Annotated in this window: 12 protein-coding genes; 2 read left to right on the top strand and 10 right to left on the bottom strand. The window is 67.7% G+C overall.

The window, feature by feature from the left end:
• Positions 1 to 2: 2 nt before the first annotated feature.
• The 3 genes from BIWAKO_RS01000 to BIWAKO_RS35835 are packed head-to-tail and all read right to left on the bottom strand — an operon-like array spanning position 3 to position 2,285.
• Entirely contained in the window at positions 3 to 872 is an 870-nt protein-coding gene (locus tag BIWAKO_RS01000) for a hypothetical protein (RefSeq protein WP_141739927.1), read from the bottom strand.
• Entirely contained in the window at positions 869 to 1,315 is a 447-nt protein-coding gene (locus BIWAKO_RS00995) for a DUF3617 domain-containing protein (RefSeq protein WP_176733237.1), read from the bottom strand. The genes BIWAKO_RS01000 and BIWAKO_RS00995 overlap by 4 nt, the downstream gene beginning before the upstream one ends.
• Positions 1,316 to 1,325: 10 nt before the next feature.
• Positions 1,326 to 2,285, bottom strand: coding sequence for an OmpA family protein (locus BIWAKO_RS35835; RefSeq protein WP_176733236.1), 960 nt, complete (start codon positions 2,283 to 2,285; stop codon positions 1,326 to 1,328).
• Positions 2,286 to 2,486: 201 nt separating this feature from the next.
• Between BIWAKO_RS35835 and BIWAKO_RS35830 the strand changes: the two genes are divergently transcribed.
• Together BIWAKO_RS35830 and BIWAKO_RS00980 are read left to right on the top strand one after the other, a co-directional pair.
• Positions 2,487 to 3,536 (top strand): helix-turn-helix transcriptional regulator, encoded by a 1,050-nt coding sequence (locus BIWAKO_RS35830; protein WP_069876949.1) that lies wholly within the window; start codon positions 2,487 to 2,489, stop codon positions 3,534 to 3,536.
• Between the two features lie 93 nt (positions 3,537 to 3,629).
• Positions 3,630 to 4,262 (top strand): LysE family translocator, encoded by a 633-nt coding sequence (locus BIWAKO_RS00980; protein ID WP_069876948.1) that lies wholly within the window; start codon positions 3,630 to 3,632, stop codon positions 4,260 to 4,262.
• A gap of 93 nt (positions 4,263 to 4,355) precedes the next feature.
• Here BIWAKO_RS00980 and BIWAKO_RS00975 read toward each other — a convergent pair whose 3' ends face one another.
• The 7 genes from BIWAKO_RS00975 to BIWAKO_RS00945 form a co-directional block, all read right to left on the bottom strand.
• A complete protein-coding gene (locus BIWAKO_RS00975) occupies positions 4,356 to 5,363 on the bottom strand; it encodes an ABC transporter substrate-binding protein (RefSeq protein WP_069876947.1) in 1,008 nt (335 codons plus the stop codon).
• 85 nt (positions 5,364 to 5,448) lie between these two features.
• The gene (locus tag BIWAKO_RS00970) at positions 5,449 to 7,089 is read right to left on the bottom strand and encodes an ABC transporter permease (RefSeq protein WP_069876946.1); all 1,641 of its coding nucleotides are present in this window, start codon (positions 7,087 to 7,089) and stop codon (positions 5,449 to 5,451) included.
• Positions 7,086 to 8,144: an ABC transporter ATP-binding protein gene (locus BIWAKO_RS00965; RefSeq protein WP_069876945.1), complete on the bottom strand. Its 1,059-nt coding sequence runs from the start codon at positions 8,142 to 8,144 to the stop codon at positions 7,086 to 7,088. Before BIWAKO_RS00965 ends, BIWAKO_RS00970 begins: the two co-directional genes overlap by 4 nt.
• Positions 8,145 to 8,201: 57 nt before the next feature.
• Complete coding sequence (locus BIWAKO_RS00960; protein ID WP_201788601.1) at positions 8,202 to 9,026, bottom strand: inositol monophosphatase family protein; 825 nt, start codon at positions 9,024 to 9,026, stop codon at positions 8,202 to 8,204.
• A 239-nt stretch (positions 9,027 to 9,265) separates the two neighbouring features.
• Positions 9,266 to 10,267 (bottom strand): 4-hydroxyproline epimerase, encoded by a 1,002-nt coding sequence (locus BIWAKO_RS00955; RefSeq protein ID WP_069876943.1) that lies wholly within the window; start codon positions 10,265 to 10,267, stop codon positions 9,266 to 9,268.
• 12 nt (positions 10,268 to 10,279) lie between these two features.
• Positions 10,280 to 11,521, bottom strand: a complete 1,242-nt coding sequence (locus BIWAKO_RS00950) for an NAD(P)/FAD-dependent oxidoreductase (protein ID WP_069876942.1) — start codon at positions 11,519 to 11,521, stop codon at positions 10,280 to 10,282.
• 84 nt (positions 11,522 to 11,605) lie between these two features.
• On the bottom strand, positions 11,606 to 12,568 hold the full coding sequence (locus BIWAKO_RS00945; RefSeq protein ID WP_069882055.1) for a dihydrodipicolinate synthase family protein: 963 nt from the start codon (positions 12,566 to 12,568) through the stop codon (positions 11,606 to 11,608).
• Positions 12,569 to 12,575: the final 7 nt, after the last annotated feature.

Below are 12,575 nucleotides of genomic sequence, written 5' to 3'. Positions count from 1 at the left end.
GTCTAGGGTTGATCGGGAGTCCAGGGCCAGGTGCTCTGGCCGATCAGCTCCGGCGGAGCCCCGATCATCTCGCCCAATGACGCAGCGGGATCGCCGGCGCAGGCGGAGCCGTTGGCGACGGTCCAGCGGCCGTGCTCGCGCTTCAGCCAGAACTCCGACTGGAGGTCATCGCCCTCGATGCAGCCGACGCGCGTGCCCGAAGCGTAGAGCGGCATGACGGTGACCCAGGCGAAGCCGGCCGCGACGTTCATGGTGCGGACCTCGAAGACGATGCGGTGGGCTTGCCTGCCGAACTGGCCGCGCACCGCATCCAGGATCGCTTTGCGCTCAGGGGAGCCTGGCGGCGGTGTCACGACCTCGCCCGCCGCGAGTTTGGGCGGTTTCGGATAGGCCTTGAGCGTCAGCGCCTCCCGGATCTGGGCCGGTGAAAGGTCCTTGTCGCTGGCGCAGAGCGCCGAGCCGATGCTGTTCATCTGGTCCCAGCGGCGGGTGCCTGCGTCCCAGGTCAGGACGAGCTGCACGCCGCTGCCGGCCCTTGTCGCATCCGCGCAATTGGCCGCGTTCGAGCCCTGCGCCGTGCCGGCCGCGTCGAGCGGCTGGAAGCGGATATAGGCGAGGGCGCCGACCCCGCGAACGGGCGGAAAGATCCGGCGCTCGAAGACCTGGATCGCGACGCGGTCGGGGCGGATCCTGGCAAAGGATGCCGTCTGCTCGCGCCAGATGTCGAGAAGCCGTTCGGCGCTGGCCTCCTGCTCCGCGGGAAACTCGAAGGCCCCGGCCGGGGCAGCACTCAGCATGCCGAGCAGGACGAGGGCGCAGGGCCCGAGCACGGAGAGGCGCGCGGTCGCACATGGGCCTGACCGCCCCGTCACGGGCAGCTCCCCACGCGCTCGCCCTTGATCGACATCGTCATGGTCGGCGCTCCGGGCTGGGTCACGGTGATCGTGCCGCTATAGGAGGAGGGCTGATAGCGGGTCTGCGAGGTCGTCACGGCGTCCGCACAGACGGCGCTGAACGCGACGCTGTCGCCGTCAGCCCGGACATCGCGAATGCTGCAGGCTTTCCAGTCGGGCGAGGCTTCCAATGCGCCACGAATGGAGGCCGCAGACCCGTTCATCGTCTGCGCCTCCTTGTCCGTGACGCAGCGCGGGCCGGTTCGTCTCTCCGTCTTGCCGTCGATCAGGGCGCTCGAGCGCCACAGGCCCGGCTCGAAGCGATCGGCGGCCTGCGCGCCCTGGCAGCCGAGCGCCAGCAAGGCGGCGGGCAGGAGATGCTTCACGGGCAGGAGAGATTTCGCGTGGAGACGAGGTTTCATCGCGGCAGCCTCAGCGCTTGACCAGTTCGACGCGGCGGTTTTTGGCCCGGCCGGCTTCGTCGTCATTGGGCGCAAGCGGAGCCGCCATCCCGGCTCCGAAGGGCAGCAGGCGATCACCTGCGATGCCATGAGCCTTGCTCAGGGCCTCGACCACGGCCTTGGCCCGGCGCTGCGACAGCCCGAGATTGTAGTCAAACTCGCCCTTGCCGTCGGTATGCCCGGTGACGATCAGGCGCAGCGCGGGCTGCGCCTGCAACAGCTTGGCGATCTCGCGCAAGGTCGGTTCCGATTCCGGCTTGATCTCCGTCTTGTCGAAGTCGAACTGGATGCCGTAGAGGGCGACGCGCCCGGCATTGTCGAGGCCAAGCCGCATCTGGCCGGCATCGATGAAGGCGATCTGGTCGCCCTGCATCGGCTTGCTCTCGACGATCCGCATCGCGACATGGGTGGCGTTGGCGCTCTTGCCGACCAGCAGCGCGACATGCACGTCGCCGGCCGGACGGCTGAGGCGGGCGAGGCGATAGGTCACCGCCTGCCCGTATTGGCCATTGCGGCGGGTATCGTCGAGAAAGCCGCCGAGCTGGTAGAAGCTGGTCTCACCCGACAGGCACTCGGTATCTGTGCAGGCGAACAGGGTCTCAAAACCCTTGGCCTTCAGGCTCTCGGCGAAATTGGCGTCGACCTCGAAGGCCGAGCGATCGGCCGGGCCGCGATAGACGATGCGAAAGCTCTTGCCGTCGAGACGCAACCGCAGATCGTCGGGCAACGCGGCCGGCCAGGCGAAGCGCCGGGGAATCGGCTTGGCCAGAAGATCGACGCGGTCGAAATCCGAGGTCTGGTAGAGGATGATCTCCGAGCCCTTGTAGCGCCCGACGAGCGGATGGTCGCCCGAGCCTGGAGCGTCCTTGGCGACCGACGGCAGAGGTCCAGCGCCAGGAAAATCGCAAGCAACGCAAGCACGGCAAGCCACGCTGCACGCGTCCGAAAGAAACGGCTCGGCATCGAAATCCTTTCCGGTGAGGCGCCTTGCGGCAAAGACCTGTTCGAACCGGACTTTACTCTTCGGCAGTACTGCGAAACATTCCCCGGGCGGGGAGGATTTGGGCTGTCGGCTCCGCCGCCGGTGGCCCCGCTCGCAGCCGGGGCCGGGAGCGAGGTTGACGGGATAGGTATGCCGCGATCGAACAAGCGCAAATGGCACGAGCTCGATCTGCTCTGCCGCACCGGCGCGGGCATCGCGGCGATTGCGCCGACGGCCTGCCGGCTGCTGCGCGAACTCGTCGGCGCCGATGCCGGCGCGCTGTTCTGGATGGACGAAGCCGGACTGCCGGAAGGGTTCTTCCACGAGGATTCGCCCGCCAGCGCCCGCGATCTCTTCCTCAACGAATTCGAGCGTCTGTTCCTGGGGCCGCAGGAGCTGAATGTCGCGACGCTCGCCAGGCTGACCGGATCGGGCGCCGGCCATCTGCTCGCGCCGCCGCCCGCCTATTACCGCTCGAACACCTTCAACCTGCTCGTGCGCGCCAGCAGCCACCGTCATGCGCTCGATCTGCGCATCGACCATGAGGGACGCCCGCGCGTCATCGTCCTGCTCTTCAGGGCGGGCGCGAAAGCCTTCGACGAGAGCGATCTCGCGATCCTGAAAGGGGCCGCAGGCCCGCTGCGGCGCTGCCTTGGTGGCGGCGAGTTCGCGGAGGTCTGGGAGCCGACGGCGATGCGCGGGCATGTCCTGGTCGACCGGTCCGGCGAGACGCTCCTGATGATGAGCGAAGCAGCGCAGCAGATCCTGCAGCGGACCAGTTCGGTCGGGCAGGATATCCAGGTCGACGGGCCGCTTAGCACGCCGCCGCGTTTCATCCGACAGCTCTGCCAGACGCTGGAGGCGGGCGGCGACAGTCGCGGTCTCCTCGCGATGCCGCATGGGCGTCTCGTCGTCACGCCGGAGCCGATGCTGACGCCGGCCGGCGAGCCCTCGGCGGTCCTGATCACGGTGCAGACGGAAACGCCGCGCAGCCTCAGGCTGATCGAGCGCCTGCTGACGCTCGAACTTTCACCCCGCCAGCGCAGCATCGTGCTGGCGGCTGCGCTCGGGCAGGATCGCGCCGAGGTCGCCGCCCGCACCGAGACGAGCCCGGAGGCGCTGAAGAAGCATCTGGGCGCGATCTACCGCCGAACCGGCGTCCGCTCCTGGGAGGCGATGGCGCAGATGCTCGATCACTGACGGCGCCGCGCACCCAACTCCCGGGGAGGGCGCCTTGCCGCCGCAGCGAATCCTGATAGAGGGGAATTCCGGCTCCCAGCGAAGGATTTTGCGATGCCGGATTTCACCACCCTCATGCTCTTTGCCGGCGCCTGCCTGGTGCTGACCGCCACGCCCGGTCCCGACATGCTGCTGATTGCGTCGCGCAGCATCAGCCAGGGGCGCAGCGCCGGGTTTTTGACCTATGCCGGCATCGCGCTCGGCACCTATTGCCATGCGCTGGCCGCCGCGCTCGGGCTCTCCCAGCTCTTCCTGACCGTGCCGGTCGCCTATGAGATCCTGCGCTGGGCCGGCTGCGCCTATCTGCTCTATCTCGCCTGGAAGACCTTGCGCTCGAATGGGGCTGGCTTTTCCCCGACAGCGACGCTGAAGCGGCTTTCAGGGCGCCGGATTCTCGGGGAGGGGTTGGCGACCAATCTGCTCAATCCGAAGATGGCGCTCTTCGTGCTGGCGCTGTTTCCGCAATTCATGACGCCTGAAGGCGGCTCGATGGTGGCGCAGATGCTGGTGCTCGCCACGATCATCAACGGCATCGGCTTTCTCGTGAATAGCGCGGTGATCCTGCTCGGCCACCGGCTCCGCAGCCTATTTGCCGGCTGGGCCCGCTTCCCCCGGCTGCCGCAATATCTGCTGGCGAGCGTGTTCGCGGGACTGGCCTGCCGGCTTGCGCTCGGGGCCAGGAATTAAGCGCGCCTCGCGCGTGACACGACAGGAGGCAAAAAAACGCCCGGCCGCGGAAACCGTGGCCGGGCGTTTTCAAGAGAGGGGAGCTTTTCGCCCTTACTTCGCGGCGCTCGCGAAGGACTGCCAGCGCTTCAGGAACTCGTCGCGCTTGGCGGCGGCCTCGTCCTCGTCGATGCCGAAGACCTTGACGCTGTCCATGGCCGGCAGCTCGACATGTTTGGAGACGTCGATATCGCTGCGGCTCGGCCGGCGGAAGGCATTCTCCAGGAGCGCGATCTGGGCTTCCTTCGAGAGCATCAGGTCATAGGCGGCCTTTGCCGTGGCGCCGCCCGGCGCGCCCTTGATCAGCACCTGGAATTCCGGGGTGCTGAAGGTGCCCTCACTGGGATAGACCAGCGAGATCTCGCGCTGGCCGCCGGCGACATAGGCATAGGCGTTCGACTCGAAGGTCAGGCCGATCGGGTATTCGCCCTGGCCGACGCTGCGCAGCACCGTCGAGGCGGCGCTGGATACCGTCAGGTTCGCGGCAAGCGCCTTCAGCCCGTCGGAGCCGAGCAGCTTCTCGACGCCCCAGAGGATCGTATAGGCGGTCGAGCTGTTGGCGGGGTCGGCGATGATGATCTTGCCCTTGAAGGCCGGGTCGAGCAGCTCCTTCCAGGTCTTCGGCGCCGGCTTGCCGCCGAGCTGGTTCTTGTTGACCATGGCGACGACGAGATGGACGTTCGAGGCCGTCCAGAGATTGTCCGGCTGGCGCAGCGCGGCCGGAATGGCGGCTGCTTCCGGCGAGGCATAGGGCTCGAAGAGCGGCTTGAAGGCGCCCAGCGTATTGGCGCTCGAGCTCCAGAACAGATCGGCCTGGGGTTTGGCGGCCTCGGCCTCGATCCGGCGCAGGAGCTGGCCCGAGCCGCCGGTGATCGTGCTGATCTTGAGCTTCGCCTGCTTCTCCTTGGCGACGCCGAGCACGGCGTCCACGGCCTGGGCGTTGTTCGAGGTGTAGAGCACGACAGTGCTTGCAGCGCCCTGGGCGAAAGCCGGTACGGTCGGCGCAGCCGCGAGGCCGGCGAGCCCGGCAAGGACAGCGCGGCGGTCGATCAGGTTTGTCATGGTCGTTCCTTTCTCCCCGCCTTCCCCTTGAGATGTCCGGGCGGCGAGGCGGAGCCGGCCCGGCTTGTTCGTTTGCTGGAACCGTTCAGGCCTTCGACGAGAACAGGTCGATCTTGAAGACGCGGGTCGCGACGATGATCGGGATCAGGATCACCGCGACGAGCACCAGGCCATAGGCCGAGGCCGAAGCCATCAGGTTGGAATCGATCAGCTTGTAGATCTGGATCGGCATGGTCTCGCGCCCGCCGGAATAGACGATGATCGAGGCCGAGAGCTCGGCGACGGTGGTCGTCCAGGTCAGCACAGCGGCCGCCGCGACGGCCGGCAGCATCAGCGGCAGCACGACCTTGAAGAAGGTCGTGACCGGCGGCACGCCGAGGCTGATCGAGGCCTCCTCGATCGAGTTCGGGATGTTGTAGAGCGTCGAGGAGGAGTTGCGGATGCCGAAGGGCAGGCGGCGCACGACATAGGCGAGCACGATGATGCTGGCCGTGCCGGTCAGCGGCAGGAAGCCGGTGTTGAAGGACATCACCAGGCCAAGGCCGATGATCGTGCCCGACAGCGCCAGCGGCAGCGCCGTCAGGTAATCCAGCGCCGGCGTCAGGATGTTGCGCTTCTTGACGATGAGATAGCTGACGAGCGCGCTGAAGGTGATGCCGATCACGGTGGCGACCGCGGAATAGGCCAGCGTGTTCAGCACCGGATCGGGCGCAATCCGCACCAGTCGTTCGACATGGGCCGTCGTCCATTCGCCCCAGCGCATCACCGGGCCGCGCGAGACGGTGAAGGCGCCGATCACGATCGAGCCGAGCGGCAGCAGCGAGACGACGACGAGCAGCCCGGCGAGCAGGCCGATGAAGAGGCCGGGCAGGCCGCGCAGCCGCTCGGCCCTCGCGCCGCGCCCCTGCGTGACCTCGTGGCGACCACGCGAGACGACCCAGCGCTGCACGAAGAGCACGATCATGACGAGCGCGATCGAAACGGTCGCCAGCGTCGACTGCATCACCGGGTCTGAGCCGCCTTCGGCGACCGCGGCCTGGTAGGTCAGTACCGAGAGCAGTGGCACGCGGCTGCCCAGAATGGTCGCGGTCGCGAAATTGCCGACGACGAGGGTGAAGACGAGGAGCGCGCTCGCGAGCACCGAGGGCAGGACCACGGGCAGCATCACGCGCAGCCGCGAGCGGGCCGGCGAGGTGCCGAGGCTCTGGGCCGCCTCCTCGAGCTGGACGTCGAAGCCGCGGATGGCGGCGAGCGTGCCGATATAGATGTAGGTGTAATAGGTGAAGGTCATCACCGTGATCAGGCCGGGCCAGCCGTAGAAGCTCGGCATGTCGATACCGCGCGCGCCGAGATAGCGGGTGATGAAGCCGTTATTGCCGAGCATCATCAGCCAGGTCTGGGCGGCGATGACCTCGGGGATGACCAGCGTGATCAGCGGCAGCACCGCCACGATCGACTTGCCCGGGAATTCGAAGCGCGCCGTGAAATAGGCGAGCGGCACGCCGATCAGCGTCGTGGTCAGGGTGACGGTGGCGCCGAGCACGATGGTGTTGACGATGGCGGCGAAATATTTCGGGTCGGCCGCGAGCTGCGTCCAGCCGCTATGGCTGCCGCTGCCGAGGCTGCCGGTCAGCACCCTGAGCAGGGGATAGAGCAGGAACACGGCCAGGATCCCGAGCGCGAGCGCCGAGAACCAGAACCAGACCGAGCGGAACTGCCGGCTCATGATGCGAGCACCAGCGTCCGGGCGGGATCGAAGCCGAGGCCCACCTTGGCGCCGGGCTCGAAACGGTCATGGGCGCCGCTCTGGAGATCGACCGCCAGCACCCGCCCGCCATCGAGCGCGACCTTGTAGCTGGTCTTGCCGCCGAGATATTGCCGGTGCGCGATGCGCCCGGGCAGGGTGCCGGCCGTGCCGGGCTCGGCAAGCAGGATGTCTTCGGGCCGCGCCACCAGCGTCGCACGGCCGGCCGAGAGGGCCGCCGGCGCACGGGCCGCGATCGCCGTGCCGTCGAGCACGACCGGGCCGGTCTCGCCGGCCTGGCGCGCCAGCGTATCGACCTCGACCAGATTGGCGCCGCCGACGAAGTCCGCGACATAGCTGGTGCGGGGCTCGCGATAGATCTGCGCCGCGGTGCCGACCTGCTCGAGCCGGCCCTGGTTCATCACGCCGATGCGGTCGGACATGGCGAGCGCCTCCTCGCGATCATGGGTGACGAAGACGGTGGTGATCTTCGCCTCGCGCTGCAGCTCGACGATGGTCTCGCGCACCTGCAGGCGCAGCTTGGCATCGAGATTGGAGAGCGGCTCGTCCATCAGCAGCACCTGCGGCTGGATGACGAGGGCACGCGCCAGCGCGACGCGCTGGCGCTGGCCGCCCGACAGCGCGGCCGGATGGCGCAGGCCGAGATGTCCGAGGCCGACGCGCTCCAGCGCCGCCTGGACCTTGCTCTTGATCACGCCTTCCGCCTGCCGGCGGGCGCGCAGGCCATAGGCGACATTGTCGAACACGGTCTTGTCGGGAAACAGCGCATAGTCCTGGAAGACCATGCCGATATCGCGCTTATGCGGCGGCAGATGCGTCACCTCGGTGCCGCCGAAGCGCAGATGCCCGCGCTCGGCCGGGACGAAGCCGGCAATCGTGCGCAGCAGGGTGGTCTTGCCGCAGCCGCTGGGGCCGAGCAGGGTGAAGAAGGAGCCCGGCTCGATGGTCAGTTCGAGCCCGTCGATGACGCGCTGGCCGCCATAGGCGACGGCCAGATTCTCGATCGCGATACCCATATCTCCCCCTCTGTGATGGAACTCCGGCGGATCGGCGCCGTCTCGGAGCGGGTTGGCTCAGTGTTTCATGCTGGTCTCGACGAGCCGCAGCATCTCGCGGTGGCGCGCGGGATCCCCCGCCGCCATGATGCGCTTGCCCGTGCTCTGGGTGAGCGGCCGGCCTTCCCAGTCGGTGACGACGCCGCCGGCGCCCTCGATGATCGGGCGGAAGGGCGCGAAGTCCCAGAGCTTCATCCTGGTGTCGAAGGCGGCATCGGTGCGCCCGCTCGCCAGCAGGCCAAAGCTCATGCAGGCGCCGCCCCAGATGCGCCAGGCGGTCGCCGCGCGCATGGCGTCGAGCGCCGGGCGCTCCTCGTCATCGAAGAAATCGGGATTGCTGGCCGAGAGAATGGCCTGATCGAGCGCGCCGCAGGCGCGGGTGCGGCAGGGGCTGCCATTATGCAGGGTCGGCCGGCCCTTGACGCCGATCCAGCGGTCGCCGGTGACGGGATGGTCGATGATGCCGATGATCGGCTCGCCCTCGCGCATCAGCGCGATCAGCGTGCCATAGACCGGCAGGCCGGCGATGAAGGCGGCGGTGCCGTCGATCGGATCGAGCACCCAGACCAGATCGGCGTCGGAATTGGCGGAGGCTTCCTCCTCGCCGATGATGCCATGGCTGGGAAAACGGTCGGCGATGCGCTCGCGCAGGCGCCGTTCGATGCGCTGATCGAGCGCGGTAACGAAGCTGCGGTCGGGCTTGACCTCGACATCGGGCCGGGCGGTTGCCGCCTCACGCAGGATGCTGCCGCTCTCCTGCGCCAATTGCCAGGCGAAAGCGAGCCAGCTGTCTTCCTCTTCCTTGGAGCGCATCCCCGCCTCACCACCGGTTCGAGATGTCATCAGAATGTCATGATACAAGAAAAATACAATAAGTATTTTTCTTCGCCGACTATCGAATTGGGCGCCGTGCGGGCTGGAGACGAGGAGTCATACGCGGAAAAAACCGCCGATCGGCGCCTTGTCGCCGGCAAGAACGCCGATTCGGCGCGACCCAGCGGCCGGTCGCCCCGCGAAAACTTGTTAGCCGGGAAGCAGGTGCGCGGCCAGTGCGGGTTTTACCCGGTGCCGCGCTCCGTCGCCTATGTGACGACGAAGCCGTGGGCGAAGGGGTCGCGATCGTCGATGAAGATCGTGTTGATGCCGGTCATCCTGGCCCAGCCGGCGATGGAGGGGATGATCGCCGGCTTGCCGGCGACGGTGGTCGCCGCCTCGACGCGGCCGTTGAACAGCGAACCGATGATCGATTCGTGCACGAATTCGTCGCCGACTTTGAGCCGGCCCTTGGCCGCGAGCTGCGCCATGCGCGCCGAGGTGCCGGTGCCGCAGGGCGAGCGGTCGATCGCCTTCTCCCCGTAGAACACGGCGTTGCGCGCATGCGCTTCCGGCTTCGTCGCCTTGCCCGTCCACTGGATATGGCTCAGGCCCCTGATCTGCGGATGCTCGGGATGGACGAACTCGTATTTGGCATTGAGCGCGGCGCGCAGCTTCGGCGACCAGCCGACGAGTTCGCCGGCGGTATGGTCGGCCATATCGCGGAAATTCTTCTGCGGCTCGACGATCGCATAGAAATTGCCGCCATAGGCGACGTCGACGACGATCTCGCCGAGCCCTTCGACCTCGGCCGTCAGGCCCTCGGCGGCGAGGAAGCCCGGCACATTGGTCAGGCGCACCTCCTCGACGAAGCGGCCCTCCTGGCGATAGGTGATGTCGACCTTGCCGGCGGGAGCGTCGATCGACAGCTTGCCCGGCTCGCGCGGGGTGATCAGGCCGTTCTCGATGCCCATGGTGATCGTGCCGATCGTGCCGTGGCCGCACATCGGCAGGCAGCCGGAGGTCTCGATGAAGAGCACGGCGACATCGCAATCCGGGCGGGTCGGCGGATAGAGGATCGAGCCCGACATCATGTCGTGGCCGCGCGGCTCGAACATCAGCCCGGTGCGGATCCAGTCGAATTCACGCAGGAAATGCGCGCGCTTCTCCAGCATGTCGGCGCCTTCCAGCCGCGGGCCGCCGCCCGAGACGAGGCGGACCGGATTGCCGCAGGTATGTCCGTCGATGCAGGAGAAGGTGTAGCTGGCCATGGTCCGGGCCCTTCAGAAGCGCTGCGGGGAAAAGGGGGCAAGGTCGATCGCGGGCTCGCGCCCGGTCAAGAGATCGGCAACGAGCCGGGCGGTCCCTGCCGATTGGGTCAGGCCGAGATGCCCGTGCCCGAAGGCGTGGATCACGCGCGGCGTGGCCCGGGCCCGTCCGATTGCCGGCAGGCTGTCCGGCAGCGAGGGGCGGAAGCCCATCCACTGCACGCCGCCCTCCGGCTTCAGCCCAGGCAGGAAGAGGCGCGCCTTCTTCAGCATCGCGTCCGAACGGGCGAAATTCGGCGGCAGCTTGAGGCCGCCGAGCTCGACGGCGCCACCGATGCGGATGCCGGTGGAGAGGCGGGTGGCGACGAAGCCGTGGCCGCCGAAGGTGATCTGCGTGCGCAGGTCGAAGGCATCGGCGGGGAGGGTGGTGTTGTAGCCGCGCTCGGTTTCGAGCGGGATCGGCTCGGCGAGGCTGCGGGCGATCAGATGGGAAAAGGCGCCGGCGGCGATGACGACATGCGCCGCGCAGCGTGTGCTGCCGTCGCGCCCGTGGATCCCGACGGTGTCGCCAAGTGGCGTGAGGCCGGAAACGTCGAGCCGCTCGATGACGCCGCCCCGGCTGCGAAATGCCTCCGCGAGGGCGAGCGTATAGAGCCGGGGATCGGCGATCGAGTACCAGCCGGGCGTGAAGGTGCCATGGGTGAAGCGCGGCGCGAGGCCGGGCTGGATCTCGGCCATCCCGGCGGCATCGAGATGGCGGAAGGCGACGCCATGTTTTTCCCGCGCCTGCCAGCCGGGAAGCGAGGCTTTCAGCTCCGCTTCGCTCTCATAGACCTGGAGATTGCCCTCCTTGCGCAGCATGCCGCTCGTTCCGGTGGTCTGCAGCAGCGGCTCGAGCTCGGCCTTCGACAGGTCCATCAGGGCCGTCTGCGCCGCCGTGGACTGCGCGACACGCGCAGGCGAGCAGGCCCGCCAGAAGCGGAACATCCAGGGCGCGATCTGCAGGGCATAGCGCGGCGGCAGCGAGAGCGGCCCGAGCGGGTCGGCGAGCCAGCGCGGCGCTTGCCTCAGAATGCCGGGCGATGCGAGCGGCAGGATATCGGTGAAGGCAAAAGCGCCGGCATTACCGGCTGACGCACCGGCCGCCGGCCCCTCGCGATCGAGCACGGTGACCGACAGGCCGCGCCCCTGCGCCGCGATCGCAGCGGAGAGGCCGACGACGCCGGCGCCTATGACGATGACATCGGGATCGGCCATCAACGAAGACCTGCTTGGCTCAATCGGCGCGCGGACGCGACGTGGCGGCGGAAAGCTCCGCCACGCCCGACCTCAGACCCGCCCTCAGGCGGCATATTTCTGGACGGCGCCGGGAAGCTTGTTCCAGGCCGCATACCAGCTGTCGAAGAGCGCGAGCTGCGCCTCGGCATATCCGCGCTGGCTCGCGGTCAAGGCATCCGTCTCGTTGAAGTGCAGGGTGTATTCCTTGGCCCCCTTCAGCACCATCATATGCTTGAAATAGAGCACGAGATCGGGGCCTTCATCGAAGGAGGAGAGCACGCCGAGCGCCTGCTCCAGCTCCAGCGCGCGCTGGCGCGCCTCGGCATCGCCGGCCGCCGCCGCCTCGGAGAGCTTGCAGAGATGGATCACTTCCTTCGGCAGCACATTGCCGATGCCGGTGATCGCGCCCGTCGCGCCGCAATTCACATAGCCATGGACGACGGCGGTATCGACGCCGATCATCAGCGAGACGTCGGTATCGCCGCTGGTGATGGTCTCGGCGGCATAGCGCATGTCGGCCGGGCCGCCGAATTCCTTGAAGCCGACGAGGTTCTTGTGCTCGGCCCGCAGGGCGAAGAACAGGTCGGCCCGCGTCGCGAAGCCATAATAGGGGCTGTTATAGATCACTGCCGGCAGATCCGGCGCGGCCGAGAGGATCGCCTTGAAATGCGCCTTCTGGGCGAGAAGGACGGTGCCGCGGGAGAGGACGCGCGGGATCACCATCAGGCCCTGGGCGCCGACCTTCTGCGCATGGGCCGCGTGAGCCACGGCCAAAGCGGTGTTGACCGCACCGGTGCCGACGATCACCGGAATTCCAGCCTTCACCAGGCGTTCGACGCCTTCCATGCGCTGGGCATCGGTCAGCAGCGGCCAGTCCCCCATCGAGCCGCAATAGACCACCGCCGACATGCCCTCGGCAATCAGCTCCTTGCCCTTGCGCACCAGAGCATCGAAGTCGGGGGTTCGATCCGCCTTGCAGGGGGTCATCAGCGCGGGGATCACACCGGAGAAAATCTTGGCCTTCATGTCGATC

It is taken from the genome of Bosea sp. BIWAKO-01, from assembly GCF_001748145.1.
In the GTDB taxonomy this organism is placed as follows: domain Bacteria; phylum Pseudomonadota; class Alphaproteobacteria; order Rhizobiales; family Beijerinckiaceae; genus Allobosea.
Note: the sequence above shows the minus strand (reverse complement) of the source record. Positions and strands in the feature narration are given on the sequence as shown.

Coding starts and splice junctions, on each gene's coding strand:
- BIWAKO_RS00995 (WP_176733237.1), bottom strand. CDS start 1,315: ATGAAACCTCGTCTCCACGCGAAATCTCTCCTGCCCGTGAAGCATCTC.
- BIWAKO_RS35830 (WP_069876949.1), top strand. CDS start 2,487: ATGCCGCGATCGAACAAGCGCAAATGGCACGAGCTCGATCTGCTCTGC.
- BIWAKO_RS00980 (WP_069876948.1), top strand. CDS start 3,630: ATGCCGGATTTCACCACCCTCATGCTCTTTGCCGGCGCCTGCCTGGTG.
- BIWAKO_RS00975 (WP_069876947.1), bottom strand. CDS start 5,363: ATGACAAACCTGATCGACCGCCGCGCTGTCCTTGCCGGGCTCGCCGGC.
- BIWAKO_RS00970 (WP_069876946.1), bottom strand. CDS start 7,089: ATGAGCCGGCAGTTCCGCTCGGTCTGGTTCTGGTTCTCGGCGCTCGCG.
- BIWAKO_RS00965 (WP_069876945.1), bottom strand. CDS start 8,144: ATGGGTATCGCGATCGAGAATCTGGCCGTCGCCTATGGCGGCCAGCGC.
- BIWAKO_RS00960 (WP_201788601.1), bottom strand. CDS start 9,026: ATGACATCTCGAACCGGTGGTGAGGCGGGGATGCGCTCCAAGGAAGAG.
- BIWAKO_RS00955 (WP_069876943.1), bottom strand. CDS start 10,267: ATGGCCAGCTACACCTTCTCCTGCATCGACGGACATACCTGCGGCAAT.
- BIWAKO_RS00950 (WP_069876942.1), bottom strand. CDS start 11,521: ATGGCCGATCCCGATGTCATCGTCATAGGCGCCGGCGTCGTCGGCCTC.
- BIWAKO_RS00945 (WP_069882055.1), bottom strand. CDS start 12,568: ATGAAGGCCAAGATTTTCTCCGGTGTGATCCCCGCGCTGATGACCCCC.